The sequence below is a fragment of the Planctopirus hydrillae genome (assembly GCF_001707835.1).
Lineage (GTDB): Bacteria > Planctomycetota > Planctomycetia > Planctomycetales > Planctomycetaceae > Planctopirus > Planctopirus hydrillae.
The window spans coordinates 1-17,498 of sequence record NZ_LYDR01000119.1 but is presented as its reverse complement, the minus strand read 5'-3'; the positions used below and the strand labels follow the sequence as shown (position 1 = coordinate 17,498).

The 17,498-nt window shown below is 52.6% G+C and carries 13 protein-coding genes and 1 pseudogene; 6 read left to right on the top strand and 8 right to left on the bottom strand.

The window, feature by feature from the left end; genetic code table 11:
• Positions 1-176: 176 nt before the first annotated feature.
• The 3 genes from cas2 to A6X21_RS14770 all read right to left on the bottom strand — a co-directional run bounded on the left by cas2 (position 177) and on the right by A6X21_RS14770 (position 3,586).
• Positions 177-470 (bottom strand): CRISPR-associated endonuclease Cas2, encoded by a 294-nt coding sequence (cas2, locus tag A6X21_RS14780; protein ID WP_068849174.1) that lies wholly within the window; start codon positions 468-470, stop codon positions 177-179.
• A 35-nt stretch (positions 471-505) separates the two neighbouring features.
• Positions 506-2,302: a CRISPR-associated endonuclease Cas4g/Cas1g gene (gene cas4g/cas1g / locus A6X21_RS14775; RefSeq protein WP_083233629.1), complete on the bottom strand. Its 1,797-nt coding sequence runs from the start codon at positions 2,300-2,302 to the stop codon at positions 506-508.
• A gap of 351 nt (positions 2,303-2,653) precedes the next feature.
• A complete protein-coding gene (locus A6X21_RS14770; protein WP_068849172.1) occupies positions 2,654-3,586 on the bottom strand; it encodes an NAD(P)H-binding protein in 933 nt (310 codons plus the stop codon).
• Positions 3,587-3,700: 114 nt separating this feature from the next.
• Between A6X21_RS14770 and A6X21_RS14765 the strand changes: the two genes are divergently transcribed.
• Entirely contained in the window at positions 3,701-4,345 is a 645-nt protein-coding gene (locus tag A6X21_RS14765) for a DUF1990 domain-containing protein (RefSeq protein WP_068849171.1), read from the top strand.
• A 545-nt stretch (positions 4,346-4,890) separates the two neighbouring features.
• On the opposite strand, the gene A6X21_RS14760 is transcribed toward A6X21_RS14765, so the two are convergent.
• On the bottom strand, positions 4,891-5,544 hold the full coding sequence (locus A6X21_RS14760) for a helix-turn-helix transcriptional regulator (RefSeq protein ID WP_068849169.1): 654 nt from the start codon (positions 5,542-5,544) through the stop codon (positions 4,891-4,893).
• A 121-nt stretch (positions 5,545-5,665) separates the two neighbouring features.
• Between A6X21_RS14760 and A6X21_RS14755 the strand changes: the two genes are divergently transcribed.
• The 5 genes from A6X21_RS14755 to ggt all read left to right on the top strand — a co-directional run bounded on the left by A6X21_RS14755 (position 5,666) and on the right by ggt (position 11,195).
• On the top strand, positions 5,666-6,061 hold the full coding sequence (locus A6X21_RS14755; RefSeq protein ID WP_068849178.1) for a RidA family protein: 396 nt from the start codon (positions 5,666-5,668) through the stop codon (positions 6,059-6,061).
• Positions 6,058-7,044 carry a pyridoxal-phosphate dependent enzyme gene (locus A6X21_RS14750; protein ID WP_240490274.1) on the top strand — a complete coding sequence of 329 codons (987 nt, stop codon included), beginning with the start codon at positions 6,058-6,060 and terminating at the stop codon, positions 7,042-7,044. The genes A6X21_RS14755 and A6X21_RS14750 overlap by 4 nt, the downstream gene beginning before the upstream one ends.
• Before the next feature lie 20 nt (positions 7,045-7,064).
• Entirely contained in the window at positions 7,065-8,003 is a 939-nt protein-coding gene (locus A6X21_RS14745; RefSeq protein ID WP_068849167.1) for an N-formylglutamate amidohydrolase, read from the top strand.
• A gap of 151 nt (positions 8,004-8,154) precedes the next feature.
• Positions 8,155-9,456, top strand: a complete 1,302-nt coding sequence (locus A6X21_RS14740; protein WP_068849166.1) for a sodium/glutamate symporter — start codon at positions 8,155-8,157, stop codon at positions 9,454-9,456.
• Positions 9,453-11,195, top strand: a complete 1,743-nt coding sequence (gene ggt, locus A6X21_RS14735) for a gamma-glutamyltransferase (RefSeq protein ID WP_068849164.1) — start codon at positions 9,453-9,455, stop codon at positions 11,193-11,195. Before A6X21_RS14740 ends, ggt begins: the two co-directional genes overlap by 4 nt.
• A gap of 853 nt (positions 11,196-12,048) precedes the next feature.
• On the opposite strand, the gene A6X21_RS14730 is transcribed toward ggt, so the two are convergent.
• The 4 genes and pseudogenes from A6X21_RS14730 to A6X21_RS14715 all read right to left on the bottom strand — a co-directional run.
• Complete coding sequence (locus tag A6X21_RS14730; protein WP_068849162.1) at positions 12,049-12,906, bottom strand: hypothetical protein; 858 nt, start codon at positions 12,904-12,906, stop codon at positions 12,049-12,051.
• Between the two features lie 918 nt (positions 12,907-13,824).
• Positions 13,825-14,695 (bottom strand): annotated as a pseudogene (locus A6X21_RS14725) (IS5 family transposase).
• A 107-nt stretch (positions 14,696-14,802) separates the two neighbouring features.
• The gene (locus A6X21_RS24380; protein WP_131818353.1) at positions 14,803-15,312 is read right to left on the bottom strand and encodes a hypothetical protein; all 510 of its coding nucleotides are present in this window, start codon (positions 15,310-15,312) and stop codon (positions 14,803-14,805) included.
• A partial coding sequence (locus A6X21_RS14715; RefSeq protein WP_315851684.1) for an RHS repeat domain-containing protein occupies positions 15,309-17,498 on the bottom strand: 2,190 nt, incomplete at its 5' end. The genes A6X21_RS14715 and A6X21_RS24380, both read right to left, overlap by 4 nt.

The window sequence follows — 17,498 nt, the reverse complement described above, 5'->3', positions numbered from 1 at the left end:
CGGGAATACTCAGAAAGGTCATCTCGGGGGTACGTATGATTCAAGGTTATACGAATGAAATTGTCGCAGGATGTCTACAAAAATACATCGAGAGGAATCCACAATTTCACCAGAATGAACCGGCATCGAGGTCAGAACATTACTTTATATCAGTCTATAAGCTACCAAATCGTACCTTAAATCACAAAGGCCTTCCGTTCAGGAATCTCGGTTCTTGGATTGCCCCAGAACTCGACGCAATCGTCTCCGCGAGCGCCGGCCGGGCCAAGGTCGACAACCATTACTCGGTCTTCCATGAGATTGAGGATTTCCCATAAACCTTCTTTCAGGGACATCAGTTGCAGCTTTGAAAGTTCGCATCGAAATACCGAGTATTGCAGTGAAGCCCCAAATCCACAGAGTTTACGATGAGTCAAACGTAATCTCTTGGCATCGGCGACATCGTATGAAATCAAATAGACATTTTTCATTGGTATTTTCTTTGAGAGGCCAATCAAGCTGATGATTAACGAGTGCAGAACCCGGGATATTTATCGAGTTCGCCAAGTAGCACTCGAGAGAGTAAGCGTGCCTGGACTTCAAAAAGTCGACGGTAGCTGATCTTGTAGCCGAAGATGGGGTGAGTGATCTCGGTCTCCATTCGTCGCTCATATGCGGCAATAACGGCTTTGCGGCCTGTTTCTGTCAATGCGACACTTCCCGCGCGGCGGATAAAGCTTTTCGGGCTCACCTCCTCATTATTAATAAGCGTAAGGACCGTTGAATCTCCCACAAGCGGACGAAACTCTTCTGCGAGATCGAGTGCTAAAGAAGGCCTGCCGTAGCGAGGCTGGTGCAGAAATCCAAGGAATGGGTCAAAGCCTACCGCTTGTGCTGTAATCGTCAACTCTTTGGTCAGCAGAGAATAGACAAATGATAGAAGCGCATTCACGGGATCGGTCGGGGGACGACGATTACGCCCTTCAAGATTGAACTCGTCTCCGCCACGAAGCAGTCGGGAGAAGCCGGCAAAATAGATCCTGGCAGCCATACCTTCCAGGCCCATGAGAGAATTCAAGTTATCGACCTGTTCGACTTTCTGGATGTAATCCGCCATGCGATCGAGATCGCCTTTATACTTATCGTCAGCATGTCGCCTTAAAAGTGTGCGCGAGTTCTTGATCTTTGCAGAGATGAAACCACGTGCAATCGACAAAGCGGCCTGAGGATCAAAGGCGGCCTTCGACTGGGCCATTCTCAATTCGACGTTTTTATGGCACATTCCGGAAGTGAGTGCCGTGAACCATCCGCCGTAGGAAAAGTGACTGATGGGGATATTGCGGTCCGCCAGTTCTCGAATTGCAGCGGCTGTGACCTGCACGTTTCCCATCAGACAAACTTGTGAGACTTGAATAAGCGGGATGAACAGTGGTGAGGATTTTGCGGGAGTCAGTTTCAGACGCTCGCCATCTTTACCTATATAGGTGCCTTGATCCTGAACATAAATTGGCAGTGCATCGTCTCGTGCGGGAACAAGCTTGCGGATGCTTGCCGAGGTCTCTGTTGCAGAGCCTTCCCCAACACTGTTTCTCAGGCAATTGGTTTCGTCGGGGAGGCAAATACTTACCAGAGAACACTTTGGACATTTGGGGCTATCGATAAGAGGGGCTGGAATCTGGCGTGTGGAGGCCATGTACCGCATTTCACGAACCAGTTCGCGCGTGCGGGCAATCAGAGCATCGTCAAAAGGAACACGAATCCGGCGTCGGGATTCGATGTAATACAATTCGCCATAATCACAATCATAGCCATTGGCTCTCAGGATCAGGCCTTGAGCACAGAGCTGAACTCGTTCCGGTTCCCAAGCCTGGTGGGGAACATCAGGAACGTGTCCTCGTTTATAGTCGATGGGGACAGCTTTCGAACCCTTCAGTTCAATCAGATCGAGTTTGGCCAGTAATCCTTCAGAGGGTGCAGAAAGCATTAAAGCCCGGGCTGCCAAGCTGTCGGATGTAAGTTCCTGGACTGCAGAACCTTCACCGGCAGGGTGAGAGCATCCATCTGGGTTTTCATCAGGAGCATCGAATGATTTTTTGGTGGGGATATCCACATTTCGATGTCCGAATGTCCCTTCTTTGGTCTCGATGTTGTCTTGAAACTCACCCTGTACCCATTCGAGGTAGGCCAGTCTGGGGCAATAGGTGAATTCGTTGAGCATTCGGGCGGGAATGAGATCATCAGCCGATTGTGACTGATTTTCTCCTTCGCCTGTGAAAAGTGCTTCGAGATCGAGAGAAGGTGGGCCTGGGACAGGGCTGATCATGATACGACACCTAAAGAGGAAGGAATCGTCCATGAAGAACGCAAACAGCCGCCGAAAGCCGGGCGGCCCCAAACTTCAACCAGATTGCCAAAGAGCAGAGGCAGCCCGGGACTACTGGCAAAGAAACAGTAGGGTTAGTATGGGCAGTCAGTAACCAGCGTTGTAAAGATCAGAAAGTGAAAAATCAATAAACTTTCTTAAGACAGTCAATTTTGTACCGGGTTGGTGGAGATAAATTTCATTATGAACATCGCTAGAAACGTCGACCTTTAAATTCCTCTATTGTAGATCACCAGAAGACTCAGCGACGTGATCTTGCGAAGAGTATCGAAGCTAAAAAGACCATTCATCTCAACTGGAAATTGCCCGGGCTATGGCCTGCTGCACAGTCATGGGGTTGATCGAAAAGACTTTTAAGGCCTTGGTGTCCTGCACTACGGTTGGGTTCTTCAATCCTTCGATGAGATGGCGTCCCACTTCATAGGTGGCGGGAGTGACGAGGGCGAGCCAGAGACCCGAAAGATAAGGGGTCAAGATTGGCACAAAGATCAGCCAACGATTCAGGCTCTGCTGTCTGGCGTACTCGCGGATTAGATCCCCATAAGTGACAATATCGGGGCTGCCAATTTCGAAGATGCGGCTTTCGCCTCTTGGCAAGTCTTTCGCAGCAGAGAGATAAGCCAGGACGTCGTCAATTGCGATAGGTTGTGTAGGAGTCGCCAGCCAGCGAGGGCAGATCATGACAGGGAGTCGATCTGTTAACGACTTCATCAACTGGAAGGAAAGACTCCCCGCTCCGATGACCATCCCGGCTCGAAATTCAATGGTTTCGACTCCCGACGCCTGCAGGATTTCTCCCACCTCGTGACGACTCCGCAGGTGCGGGGAAAGTGTGGGGTCGTTGTCGTCACCGAGCCCGCCAAGGTAGATCATCCGCTGGACGCCGGTTCGCCTGGCAGCGTCCGCAAAATTTTGTGCCGCCTGTCGGTCTTGCTGCTCGAAGTTCGCCGATCCCGACATGAGATGCACGAGATAGTAGGCTGTGTGAACACCTTCCAGCGCTGCATCCAGGGAGGCGGGATTCAGAACGTCGCCTGGGAAAATCTCAGTCGAATTCTTGGCAAGAGGTCGCAATCTGGCTGGATTACGGGCCAGACATCTCAGTGCGAGGGGCTGCGCCTCAAGCAGCGGGAGCAACCGCCCGCCGACATATCCAGACGCTCCCGTCAGCAGAACGGTATTCTCAGAAAGGACTTGAGGCTTGTTGACTTCGGTGGACAGCATAGGGGGCTGTTAAATTCTCAGTTGGGCAACGGTTCACATGATGCCTATCATTCCCAATTGCAGTTTATCATTTCATGAGCCGAGGAAAATACTTGGCGGCGGGATATTGAGAAAATGCGAATTTTGTACCTTCACAAACCAAGTGCAGAGATTCTGGCTCGGTTTGTGGAGCAACAGGGCAAGCTGGATTTCAATTATTCCGCGGTGGGGGCCACTGCTTCAACGCCGCCCGCGGGGTATACAGTTGACCGCACACGTATTGAACTGGGCGCCGGGGAAGAAGTTTTTGATGCCGCAAAGTTTGCACTTTTGAATTGGCAGCAATTTCGCCTGGGCTGGGTGGATGTGTGGTCGACAGAAGCTCGACTCGAAGTTGGTCAAGTTGTGGCCATTATGGGCCAAGCGGTTGGGCTGTGGTGGCTGAACGCCTGTCGAATTGTTTACACCATCGATGAGTCTGGCCCGATCAGCAGCTTTGGCTTTGCTTACGGAACATTGCCAGGCCATGTCGAAAGTGGCGAAGAGCGCTTTCTGGTTGAGTGGGATCAGGAAAGTGACCGGGTGACATACGAAATTCTGGCGTTCTCAAAGCCGAATCACATCCTGACTCGGTTGGGCTATCCGCTGGTACGACGTAGTCAGAAGCGTTTTGGCCGAGATTCCGCGGCTTCGATGTTCCGGGCGGTCAATGAAGCCCCTGCAATGCCTAAAGTGTTTCAGAATACAGGTTTGATGAGTCAGACTTCTGGACTCCTGTAGAGACACCGCTGGCTGGAAAAATTCAGGAAATCCATGAAGTGGTCATCGGTGGCCGCAACCGGTCACAGGAAGCCACTACCAATCTCTGAGTCAACCTCGCAGGCGACGGCAACTGGACGAACACGAGTTTTTCCGGCTGGATGCCGCCGGTTGAAATTCTGATTTCTTTCGGTGTGGTGAAGCCACAGGAAGGAACTGGCAGATATGCAACTCCGTCGAGTCTCTACCATAAATCCTCAGAAACTTATATGGCATGTCATCCGGCAACCAAACCTCTTTTGCCTCCGGCACACAGGTAGCTCATGGACGAGCAATCGTTGCCACCCTGTGATCAGGGTTGTTGAAAGACCTTTGGGAGATCTGACGACTCATCTTCGTTTATTCCCTGTCTCCTGAAGTTCGTCACTTTCGATGCGGTTACTTTGCGGTGTAAGCAAATAATTGATGCGCGACTTATGCTGGTGGAGTTGTCGATGACAGGGCCGTAGTGGTCGAAATAGGTCGATGTGCGGTCAGCCGAACCTGTGGGGCTTGGCTTTGTGCAATTACTTCAGTGCGTTGTAAATTGAAGTCCGGCAGACGCCAATTGTCTCGGCGACAAAAGAGGGAGCACCGCGAAGCTGCAGAAGTCCTACCTCGGACAAGAGGCTGATCAGTTCCTTGCGCTGATTTGAGGACAAGGCGCGGGGTTGTGTGTTGTTCTCTGCGGCAAAATTCTCGATCGCTTGACGGACATCATGCAGCGATCTTGCGCGCAGCGTTTCACGAATAGGGGCCTGGAAGGCTTCTGTCGAAATGAATTGCTCCACGACCCGATTCATTGAGCTAAAAAGCGAAATGTCGAGATTCAGGCAGATGGCAGCGATGTATTTGCCTTCGCCGTTGCGGATGCCGATCGATGTACTTTTGACCGGTCGACCATCAGGAAATGCATTGGTGTAGTTTTGAACGACATCGGGAAAGTTCTGATCCTGAATGCGTGCAAAGACGAGTTCCGTTCCTGAATCGCCCACTTTTCGTCCCGAGAGAGGACATTCGATGTGAATGATCGAATGCTCGGGGTGCAGCAGATCATGCAATACGACTTCGCAGCAAGGGGCAAACATGCGACCGATCGCAGTCACGATTTTCTTCGCCTCGGCGAGTAAGTGAGCGTTCTCGGCAGCCTGAAGTGATGCAGCGGAGGCAGGTTTGGGCATGTGGATTCTCCCGTCGGAAGCGTGATTTCAAAAAAAAACTGATTGACAAGTTTTGTACAAACTGTATAAACATGGTCTGTTGGTCTACATTGGCATTCATGACTGCTGCGATATCCACACTATGCTCGAAACTATTTTAACTCCAGTCGCACCAGCCCCTAATGGTCACTACTCTCCGGCAGTTGTGGCCAACGGGTTCGTTTTCGTCGCTGGCCAGCTCCCATTTACGCTGACAAAAGAAGTCCCGGCAGGAATCGAGGCGCAGGCGGCGCTGGTGCTGAAAAACCTGCGGGCCATTCTGGAAGCTTCAGGATCGAGAATGGATCTTGTGGTGAGTGTCCAGATCTTTGTCAGTGACTTAAGCGACTGGCCTAGCGTGAATGAAGCGTTTCGGCAGGCGTTTGGAGCCCACAAGCCGGCGCGAACCGTTGTTCCCTGCGGCGAGTTACGCCACGGCGCAAGGATCGAAGCCAATGCTGTGGCCGTGCAGAATCCAGCCAAGGATACAAACCGATGATGAGTACCACCGCGGTTGCTATAGCTCCTGACTTTGCCGACATCCTGGCGGCTGCGAACCGGATTTCCGAGCACGTGCATCGTACTGCTGTGCATGTTTCGCGGAGCTTCAACGATCTGGTGGGAGCAGAAGTCTTTTTCAAGTGCGAGAATCTGCAGCGTGCGGGGAGCTTCAAAATACGAGGCGCGATGAATGCGGTCTTTAGTCTGGATGATTCAACAGCGCGACGAGGGGTCGTTACACATTCGTCCGGCAATCATGCAGCGGCAGTAGCGTTGGCGGCTCATGAGCGAGGTATCCCGGCATATATTGTCGTCGGTAATAATGCTCCGCGCGCGAAGATCGAGGCGGTACGCAGGTATGGCGGGCAACTCACTCTTTCTGAACCGACGCTGGCAGCGCGAGAAGAGACCGCGCGAAGACTTCTGGATTCGACTGGCGGAACATTCATTCATCCCTTTGATGATCCACGGGTGATTGCTGGGCAGGGGACAGCCACGCTTGAGTTGCTCGATCAGATTTCCGGCATGGATGTGATTCTCGCGCCGGTCAGTGGAGGAGGGTTGTTAAGTGGCACGGCGATCGCAGCTCATGGCGTGTCCTCTGCGATCACTGTTTATGGCTGCGAACCTGATCTGGCGAACGATGCGGCGCGCTCATTTGCATCGGGCAATCTGGAAAAAAACGTCTCGCAGGCAACGATCGCGGACGGCCTGCGTGCGTCTTTGAGCGAGCGGACTTTTGGAATTCTCCGCCAACATGTAAATGGAATCGTCACAGTCAGCGAAGAAGAGATCATTCATGCTATGCGCATGTTCTGGGAGCTTTTCAAGCTCATCATTGAACCCTCCTGCGCTGTACCGGTAGCCGCCTTGCTTTCGAGGCGAATGGAAGTCGCCGGATGTCGTGTCGGAGTCATCATCACGGGTGGAAATGTGGACTTGCACGCACTCCCCTGGCTGAGGAATTCATCGACTCTTTAAATCATCTATGAGGTAGTTATATGCGTCTAGCACCATCTCCTTTCCCTCTGTTATTGACTATTTTTCAGGCTGTGGTCATCGCGATTGGTTACCTCGGTCTTTTGACTGGCGTGTTGGAGGCTAACGCAGCCGAACCTGATGCTGCGGAGTCGGGTATGAAAGACTACGTTGAGTTTCAGAGGGGAACTCTTCCGATCATACTGACGGCTCCTCACGGCGGACGTGAATCTCCTGACAAAGTTGCCGATCGGAAAGAAGGTGTCCTTTCAATTGACAGGAACTCGCAGGAACTGGCACGTGAAATCAATGCCGAATTGAAACGTCGAACCGGGCGGGAGCCAGCGATGGTCATCAGTTTGCTGCACCGTTCCAAACTCGATCCCAATCGTGAGATGGCTGAGGCAACTCAGGGTGATGAGACAGCAAAGAAGGCGTGGCAGCGGTTTCACGCTTGTGTGGATGCGGCGAAGAGGCAGTCGTTTCAAGCCCACCGATTTGCGTTCCTCGTTGATGTCCACGGTCATACCCATGCCATCAAACGGATTGAACTGGGCTACGGTCTTTCCCGGGCAGATATTAATAAAGAGGATACGCAACTGGATGCCAGCAATGCGGCCCGGCGCAGCACGTATGCGAATCTATCGGCCCGTAATGGCAAAAACATCTCCGAACTGATTCGAGGGCCCGAGAGCTTCGGTGCTTTGTTATCTCGCTCGGGCTATCCGGTTGTCCCCTCTCCTGCCGATCCGCGACCTTTCGAGAATGACTACTATTCTGGGTCGTACATCGTGCGACATCATACCTCAAAAGACTTTCCTGGAGTTGATGGACTTCAGCTGGAGTGTTGCTATGAAGGCCAGCGTGATACTGCAGACAACCGAGCTAAACTGGCGCGAGCGGTTGTCGACGCGCTCAAGAGCTTCCTGGAGAATAACTACGACTATGAGTTTCCTCAGTAGCAACAGATAGTCACGAGAACATCGAACTGAAAACTATGTCTCTCGTGCGGTGTGCAGGAGCGCTCTATCGCTTTCAGGGTCTAAGAGGCTAATTAACCATGTTTCGACACGGTGAAGCGCCGGGAACACATCGTTTCAGAATTGAATTTATATGACTCTCGAAGTGAACCCATGGCTGCTCTTGCTGCTCGCTGGTCCGGTGCTGTTGACAGGAGAGCTGCTCGAACGCCGAATCCCGTACCTGTCGAGAGTTAATATCCCGTCCCCAGTGGTCGGAGGACTTTTCTTCGCGACGATTGTGTTTGCGATCAACCTCAGTGGATGGGCACACATCGTCGTGCAGACAAAGGTGGCAAGCGGCTGGTGGACATGGCTGGTGACGCCGGAAATCGAATGGTATGAAAGGCCCTTGAAAGGCATCAGTCTGCCGTTTCTGATGGGTTTTTTTGGCTGCATTGGCCTGGGTGCAACGTGGCAGCAAGTACGGCAAGGCAGCTATGGCGTGTTCGTATTCTGGATGATTGCAACGGTCTTCGCTGTCTGTCAGAACTTTCTCGGAGTTCTTCTTGCCAAACTCCTCGGTGAGTCCCCCATTCTTGGAATCATCTGTGGCGGGGTCACCTTGACCGGCGGTCACGGGACGGCACTTGGCTTTGCAAAAACAATCGAGCAGACAGGTTTCCCTGAGGCCGCCACTGTGGGTGCCGCAGCCGCCACGTTCGGGCTGGTGTTCGCCAGTCTGACGGGAGGACCAGTCGCGACACGGCTTATCCAAAAGTATCTCCTCGCCACACCCGGTGGGAATCGTGATGAGTCCCACGCCGGAGTATCAACCTCATCCGAAGCCGGTTCTCACAGAGGTTTCATCTGGCAACTGCGTCGATTGTTTTCCCTGGGAAACGTCGCGATTGTGCATTTGATTCTGCTCGCCACAGTGATCAAACTCGGCGCCTGGCTCAGCTATTTTCTCCAGCAGCAAAACCTCGTCTTTCCAGCCGCTATGGGAGCGATGATCGTCGGTTTGACCGTTCGCAACACTTTCGATCTAAGTGGATGGAAAGTGATTCGAACAGATCTGGTCGGCCTGATCGGGAGTTTGATCCTGTCGACCTTTCTGGCTATCGAGCTCACTGGTCTGAATCTGCTGGATCTCGTTTCGACGGCGGTGCCAATGCTCATCATTCTGTTGGCGCAGGTGTTGTTCGCAATCGTGTTCACCAGCATCGTCGTCTTTCGTTTGATGGGCCGAGACTATGAGGCGGCCGTCTTCGCTTCGGGCTTGTGTGGCTTTGGCCTTGGGTCTACCTCAAGTGCTATGGCCAATATGGATACACTCGTTCGCCGCTTTGGACCTGCTCCACGAGCTTTAATCATTGTACCCACAGTCGGCGGTTTGCTGGTGGACTTCGTGAACGCTATTTCAATCACCTCCTTCCTGAATGTCTTTAAATGATGATCTTAAGAATGCTCTTCGTGGCGTTGATTTCGGGGCCGATGGTCATGCCTGCTTATGGCGAGCATACGCAGCGAATTGTTGAAACCGATCGGGGGGTGGTCGTCGCGGCAGAGCGACTGGCGGCCGAATCAGGTGCCGAAGTGTTACGCGAGGGAGGCAACGCGATTGATGCGGCAGTCGCGACGGCGCTGACGATGGCGACGACCTACCCGCGCGCTGGCAACCTCGGCGGTGGTGGTTTCATGATGATCCGCCTTACGGACGGGACTGTCGCGGCTTTGGATTTTCGCGAACGTGCACCAGCGGCTGCGACCAGAGATCTTTACATTGGAACTGATGGGAAAGTACTCAAAGGTTCGTCGACCATGGGGCACCGCGCAGCGGGTGTGCCTGGAACAGTGTCCGGCCTCGCGTTCGCTTTGAAAAAATATGGTAGCGGCCGATTGACGTGGGCCCGGTTAATCACTCCCGCACAGGAACTCGCTACAAATGGCTTCACGGTCTCGGCCTCGCTGGCGGAGGATTTGGTCGCGAGTACCGAGTTGTTCTCGAAGAATTCCGCCGCGCGTCGAATTTTCCTGCGAGACGGAAAACCGTATCAGGCTGGCGAAACATTCAAGCAGCCCGAGCTGGCGGCCACACTCGCGCGTCTGCGCGATAAGGGTCCTCAAGAATTTTATAACGGGCTGACAGCCGAGATGATTGTGGCAGATATGCGCGCTCATGACGGATTGATCACTTTGGCCGACCTTGCCGCCTATAGCACAACGGAGCGGAAGCCCTTGCAGGGAAATTACCGAGGTTATGAAATCTACACCATGCCTCCACCAAGTTCCGGTGGTGTGGCGTTGTTCCAGATGCTCGGCATGCTTGAGCCGCTTGATGTTTCAGGTCTTGCGCCTCAGAGTTCGGAGAAAGTGCACCTTTGGGCGGAAGTCATGCGTCGTGCCTATTCAGACCGGGCCGCTTACATGGGAGATCCCGATTTCTCAGACATTCCTGTCCGGCGTTTGCTTGACCGCGACTATCTGGCACAGCGGATGAGGAGTTTCAGCCCAGAGAAGGCCACCCCCAGCCGTGACCTGCCCGGAGGCCTTTTGCCCGCGAAACCCGAATCCACCGAAACCACTCACTTCTCCATCATGGATTCAGCCGGCAATGTGGTCAGTTGCACTTATACGATTAATGGCCTCTACGGCTGCGGAGTGGTGGCTGGCGACGCTGGATTTCTCCTTAACAACGAGATGGATGATTTCACTGCCCGTCCAGGCACACCAAACGCTTTCGGGCTGGTGCAGGGCGAAGCGAATGCGATCCAGCCGCACAAGCGCCCCCTCTCCTCTATGACCCCGGTGATTGTGGTGAAGGATCGCAAGGTTGTCATTGTGACCGGCAGCCCCGGCGGATCGACCATCATCAACACAGTGTTTCAAGTCCTGACCAATCTGATTGATCACAAATTGTCACCGCGAGAAGCGGTGGATCTTCCGCGATTCAATCATCAATGGCTGCCGGATGCGATTACGTACGAGGAAGGCTTTGTGTCTGAAGAGGCCATGGGAACACTGAAAGCAAAAGGGCACGTCCTCAGAACGCGCAAGCTGTACCCCAACGATCCGGCTTCAGTTGCCGGCCTGCAAGGGAGTGCCGAGACGATTGTCATTGATCCCAAGACTGGACGCCGCATTGGCGTACCTGATCTACGCCGCTTCGGCACCGCTGCCGTGGCCGAATGATTAAACACGCAAACTCAGTCAAGGGATCGGTGTCGACCTCAAACGGGTGCCCCCTCTCGTCCCTTCCGAATCAGTCTCGGACTACGAGTTCTCCCGGCGGATCGATAAATCCTATTGGTACGGACGGCAAAACTACCAGGTGAGCCCGGTCTCGTAGCGGTCGCAGGGTGGCCCCAGTTGAAATTCTGATTTCTACCGGGACTGCCCAGGCATAGGGGGGCTGGCAGAGGCGTTTTTGTTGCTGAGTGCCGTGTGACATCCTCAGAGGGGGCGTAAGTTACTCCGGCAACAAAGACTCTCTTGCCTCCGAAACAGGTAACCCGCAGGAAGATAACCCGCGCAATCCTGTCGAAGCATGATCAAGAGGATCGGCGGGGATGAAAGCGGTTGCGCGAGGCATGTGGAGAGTCCATCGCCGAGATTCTCAGTGCGAACAGCTCTGTACGATTATCTCAGTGCGATACTGAGGTACTCCATCGCACATTGCCGCACTGCCGAACGCAGGCAGGTATGCTAACTACAGCATTCGGCAGGACTTATGAAAAGTGCACCCCAGTGGAGTCGAACCACTAACCTACGGTTCCGAAGTCGAATTTATGGGGTACTGCCAAAAGCTCGAAACTCATTTATCACAGGAGTTTACAACATTTCGCATTTTTCGCCATACCACTTGATTTGAATTTCTTCACCCCATTTTTCAAAGTGAAAAAGTGGACTACCACTTTTTTCGTGGTAGTGAATTTGATGGTAAAAAATCTAAGAGCCTGACAATAAACCGCTTTGCTGGTTAATCGTTTAGGCTTGCTGCCTGATCAGCACGCGATAGCAGAGGGCAACGTGTGCCCAGGTGGTCTCAGGCGTCGTAGGTGGCCGTATAGGCTTCGTACATCTGCTTGGGTTTGGGGATCGTCGTCATGTTGCCGACGGCGTTGTAGGCCGGGTCGGCCCAGGCACTCCCCACTGTGTTGGTGATGTCGGTAATTTCATTGACCGGGTTGGCCGTCCGCTCCTGTTCCATGCTCCAGGTGGAACCATTGTCGCTTTGCTTAAACCCTTCCCAGTTGCCGGTCGGGTCAAGGTTCCAGTCCTGTTTGAAAGCAGTGGAAGTTAGGACGGTGTTTGTGCCGTTGAGGGTGCCGCGATTGGCGGCTTTTAGACGCTGGAGGCCGTCGTAGTTGTAGAGCCAGTCGTATTGGGCACTGTTGGCGGTGGCGATAGGGTTCTTCCGCCAGATGCGATTGCTGGCACGGTCGTAGCCGTACTGGATGCGGGAGAGGTCGTCGTTGGTGGAAGTGTTGTACCAGCGGGAGTCCTTCACCCGGCCGAAACGATCCAGGCCAGTGTAGATGTCTCCCGTATTGGGATCGTTGGAGGTTCCTGCCAGCGTGTAGCGCAGGTTCGGTTGCGGGCTGGTTTGCTGGATGACGCCTGCCAGGCCGAGGAATTCGTAATCGGCCAGGTGGGTCAGGGAGAAATCGTCGTCGATGATGGAGCCGATGCGGCTGAGCGCATCGTTGATTTCACCCGTCGTGCCGTAGTCGTAGGTGAGTTCCCGGCCGTTGGGGTAAGTGAGACTCAATGGGCGCACCGTGTTGGTGCTGCCATTGGCATAACCTCGCTGCACGCTGGGTGTGGTGCCGGTATTCACGGTGCCGTCATGCTCCTGGAACGTCTGGATCGACTGTCCAAAGTCATTGTACGTGAACTGCACCTGATTAACAGGATTTCCTGAGGTGGCGGCATCGAAAACCCTTGCCGGAGAGCGATCCCCGTAAGGGAGTGTGAAGAAACACTTTGCTGAAACATCGAAGAGCAGAGAGAACAGGATTGAGGAGCCAAAAAACTCTTGTGTTGTTGATACACACGTAGCTGGAAGACGGGCAACCTGTGGCCCCCTGCGAAACGAAGCATGTGCTACATAGAATTGAAAACACCGCTATTGGCTTTGTAGTGACTGAGACAATGACAATACAATACTGTTAAGAGGACTCGGGTCCTTCCAAGCAACAGGGCACACCCCACGCTCCCCGGAAACAATTCCAACAGTTGTGCATGCATTCAATTCTACCACCTCAACAGGTCTTTCAGCCCAGTGGATCTCAATAACATACCACGGCGGGTCAAACGAAAATCCAATTTGTGAACCATCCAGCTGACCAAGCGGAACTGCTGAAGAAAGCTCACTCATAACATCAGCTACGATACTAGGAGGGATCTCGACACAGCCTGAAGGCAAGACGGTTTTAAGCCTCATCATGGGAGTTTGACGCAAATTGCTCGAATTTCTCCAATAACTAATCACGTCATTGCTCGGCAAACAACGCCTCGCAATCAATCCTAAGCAAAGAGTTAAAACAAGTGCGCAAGCTGCTGCTGTGAGTACAGTACGGCTTAATATTATACGTATTGAATCGCTCATTATCTCTCAAATTATGAAAGTGGCTAAGCCGGTGGGATTTTATTACCGGTTCCGTTCTATATGTGACAATCCGAAAAAACTCTTTCCATTGAGTCTTTTACGTTTCCAGCGCAAATGAGTTTATCTTTGATGCTGGCAGTCGCAAAATGTTTGACGCATTTTTCCCGACTCTTTCCAAGCCTCCATCGCGTGCCTTCATCGCAATTACCGCTATTGGAGAATGCTCGCACCTCTGAGCAGGCTAAGAACCTGTCCGGAAACTGTGGATTGTTTTAATGTTATATAGGCACATACCAGGTGCAGGTTGGCGAGATAGTTGATTGACTTTTATCCGAGCGGATGAGTAGGCCGCGAAATCGGTTGAGCCATCCGTGGGTTCTATCGACGACCCACCTCCGGGCTTTTTGGCGGTGCTTCTGTTTCCGTTCCTCTCCTCGCGAGCGGATATGTGATACATATCCATACATCCGGGAAACCATTTCTCGAACCCGATGTGAGTCATAGCCTTTGTCAAGGCATAGGTGGTCCGCAGGGAGTTGCGTTGTTAGGGAGTGATTTTGGGGCGATCGCTTCAAACCATCTTCCAGGGTTCCCTCAAGCAGGTGGATGTCATGTGTGATGTCTATGCTAATGACGAGTCCTGTGGGAATACCGACGGCATCAGTGATGATTGATCGCTAGGTTCCCTGTTTGCCGCGGTCTGTGGGGTTTTTGTCCAGTCATTTCGCCTCCTAATGGCGATTTTGTCATGGCCGCATCGACACTTTGCCAGCGCCAGTCGAGGCCGACAAGCTCGTCATAGTGTGCAAGTGCGAGTTGCCACAACTGACTGAAGGCCCCCAGTCGAACCCATTCCTGAAAACAATCATGTGCGGTACTTCCTGGAGCCAGCGAACTGGAGATGGCTTTCCATTGACAGTCTGTTCGTAACTGAATAAATGATGGCATCGGCCATGGATCGAAAATCACGCCGAGGTCTTTCTCCGGAAGGGCTGGCTTTATAGACTGGTAGACGCTTCTGCAGATTCTCCCACAGGGCATCTAGCACACGGTGCCGGTCAAAACTGTCTTCTGCTGGCATAGTGAGTCTTCCTTGGCGGGTGAAAGTCTGGTAGCTCTTACTTCCAAGGTTGGCTCACTTTTTTCAAGAGCAATTCACAATTGCAGATTAGCTTTTCGGATAGGTTCTTAGTGTGAATTGCAATCAACCGTCTCTGTAAGCAGTTGAGATAGATCTCCATTGTAAATTGAAGAAGAAATTCTAAAATCGATAACTTCATAACGATTGTTAAGTTGTTGAGAAATGTCGCTTACGAACCATTCAAGATCAGATCCTATGAATACATAACGCACAGGATCGCTTGGCAATAGGTGGTGGTTGGGCAGACTGCATGCCTCTTTAATTATTTCACAAAACCTAGTGATGGTGTCTAATGAAAAGTGGGGGCATGCAATTGTCCAGTCGTGCGAGGGGAAGAAGGTGCGATACTGCAACTGGGAAACGACCTCATCATGGAGGTGTTGTTGGCGACGGTTCTCAATGTGCGCTCCAATTATCCATCCGACAAATGGGAAGAACACACATATTTTCTCAACCGCAGTTGGTTGCATCCTGCGATCTCCATCCGCAAATATTATAGGTTTGTAAGATGGCTCTTGTGAATTAGGCATAAGTTTCAACTCATCTTTAAGCATCACTTGGAGCACTTATGTGCGCAATATGCAGCAATTACCGTTTCGGTAATCGCAAATGCCGCGACGCTACATCTGAGTGCTTTCGGGGCTCCACGCTTTATGATTTCATTTATTTGTGTGCCTTTGCCTGTTCGAAGTGGTGAGGTCGAGTTTATCTTGGGCCCGCGTTTAATCTGCTCCGCCAATTCGTGCCAATACTTACGATCAGCTGGAGAGACATTAAATGTTTCCGGAGATATAGACTTGGCGCGAGCAAAGCTTGTCCAAATACTTGAGTTGTCTTGCATTGGACGTCCAATTTTGTACAACCATCGGACCCAGAACTTAGGGACTGGAACAACATCTGCCGCTCCTCTTACCCCACCGATGATTCCTGCTGTGCTTGCCACTCCAGCCGCAGCAATTTGCTTGTTTGTGTCAGCAATGCAATTGGCAACACAAGCTACTGCTTCGCGAACCTCTGGATTTTCTACTGCCGCCTTTATTGAATCTTCGCTTGATCTCCACTCTCCTGTATACACCCACTGACCTAATGATGCCCCTTCAACTCCGGGGATCTCGCCAAGACCTTGAATCCATCCAACGCTTGCGGCATTAAGCGCCTCTTCGCTCGCATTTCGATCCCCAGTCAATATCCAGTTAGCATGACCCGATACATCAGGCACTGCGGCAATTGTCTCACCCCATAGAAGTACTGTGTTTTTGGGATCCCAAGAGGCGTTGGGGTCCCATGGCCAAGTCCAATCTGATAAACCCGTTGGGTCAACAACAACTGTGGGTTGAGAGCGAACGTATTGAAAAAGTGATGGAAAGCTTGAGATGTAATCGATTGGATCTCTTGAAACCCACATTCCAGTATCAGTATGGAGAAATCTTTTTCGCACCACGAACATCCTAGTAACGTCGTCCCATCGATAACCACAATAGGTGATTACATAGCCAAATCCTGAGGTGTCGAAATCATCGAAATCCGGATCAAAGATCCTTATTGTACCATAGGGATCATACTCAAATCGCTCCTGGACAACGCCGGTGTTGTCGATGATCGCCGTGACGTTCCAGTTTGCGTCCTGGAGGGCGTAGAGGCGTTCGTCCAGTGTTGTGTCGGTCGTGCGGTCTCTGAGGAGGCAGTCGTCGATGTAGCGGAGGCCCCAGATGTGGTGCTGGCTGGGGGTGGAACTGGAGTTGATCCGTTCTTCGATGTTTTGCCAGCCATCCGTAAAGTAGGCGTGGGTGGTTTCGTCGAGAACACCAGTGTCGTAGTTCTTCACGACGATGCGGAAGTTTCTTGCGTCGTAGCTATATTCGCCGACGGTTTCTAAGGTGCTGGAGACTTCTTCTTCCAGCTTGACGAGGCGGTTCCAGGCGTCGTAGGTGGCCGTGTAGGTCTCGTCCATCTGCTTGGGTTTGGGGATCGTCGTCATGTTGCCGACGGCGTTGTAGGCCGGGTCGGCCCAGGGACTGCCCACCGTGTTGGTGATGTCGGTGATTTCGTTCACCGGGTTGGCCGTCCGCTCTTGTTCCATACTCCAGGTGGAACCGTTGTCGCTTTGCTTGAATCCTTCCCAGTTGCCGGTGGGGTCGAGGTTCCAATCCTGCTGGAAGGTCGTGGATGTGAGAGCGGTTTGGGTGACGTTGAGAGTGCCACGTTTGGCGGTCTTTAACCGTTGGAGACCGTCGTAAGTGTAGAGCCAGTCGTATTCGGCACCATTGGCGGTGGCAATCGGGTTCTTCCGCCAGATGCGGTTTGAGGCGCGGTCGTAGCCGTACTGGATGCGGGAGAGGTCGTTGTTGGTGGAGATGTTGTACCAGCGGGAGTCCTTCACGCGGCCAAAGCGATCCAGGCCGGTGTAGATGTCTCCCGTATCCGGATCATTGGAAACTCCTGCGAGTGTATAGCGCAGGTTGGGTTGGGGGCTGGTTTGCTGGATGACGCCTGCCAGGCCGAGGAATTCGTAATCGACCAGGTGAGTCAGGGAGAAATCGTCGTCGATGATGGAGCCAATGCGGCTGAGGGCATCGTTGATTTCGTTGGTGGTGCCGTAGTCGTAGGTGAGTTCCCGGCCGTTGGGGTAGGTGAGGCTCAGTGGGCGCACGGTGTTGGTGCTGCCATTGGCATAACCTCGCTGCACGCTGGGTGTGGTGCCGGTATTCACGGTGCCGCCATGCTCCTGGAACGTCTGGATCGA

Bases quoted from the DNA above. Each gene is read 5' to 3' on its own strand.
- A6X21_RS14770 (WP_068849172.1), bottom strand. From the start codon at position 3,586: ATGCTGTCCACCGAAGTCAACAAGCCTCAAGTCCTTTCTGAGAATACC.
- A6X21_RS14755 (WP_068849178.1), top strand. From the start codon at position 5,666: ATGCTCGAAACTATTTTAACTCCAGTCGCACCAGCCCCTAATGGTCAC.
- A6X21_RS14765 (WP_068849171.1), top strand. From the start codon at position 3,701: ATGCGAATTTTGTACCTTCACAAACCAAGTGCAGAGATTCTGGCTCGG.
- cas2 (WP_068849174.1), bottom strand. From the start codon at position 470: ATGAAAAATGTCTATTTGATTTCATACGATGTCGCCGATGCCAAGAGA.
- A6X21_RS14750 (WP_240490274.1), top strand. From the start codon at position 6,058: ATGATGAGTACCACCGCGGTTGCTATAGCTCCTGACTTTGCCGACATC.
- A6X21_RS14760 (WP_068849169.1), bottom strand. From the start codon at position 5,544: ATGCCCAAACCTGCCTCCGCTGCATCACTTCAGGCTGCCGAGAACGCT.
- A6X21_RS14740 (WP_068849166.1), top strand. From the start codon at position 8,155: ATGACTCTCGAAGTGAACCCATGGCTGCTCTTGCTGCTCGCTGGTCCG.
- cas4g/cas1g (WP_083233629.1), bottom strand. From the start codon at position 2,302: ATGATCAGCCCTGTCCCAGGCCCACCTTCTCTCGATCTCGAAGCACTT.
- A6X21_RS14745 (WP_068849167.1), top strand. From the start codon at position 7,065: ATGCGTCTAGCACCATCTCCTTTCCCTCTGTTATTGACTATTTTTCAG.
- ggt (WP_068849164.1), top strand. From the start codon at position 9,453: ATGATGATCTTAAGAATGCTCTTCGTGGCGTTGATTTCGGGGCCGATG.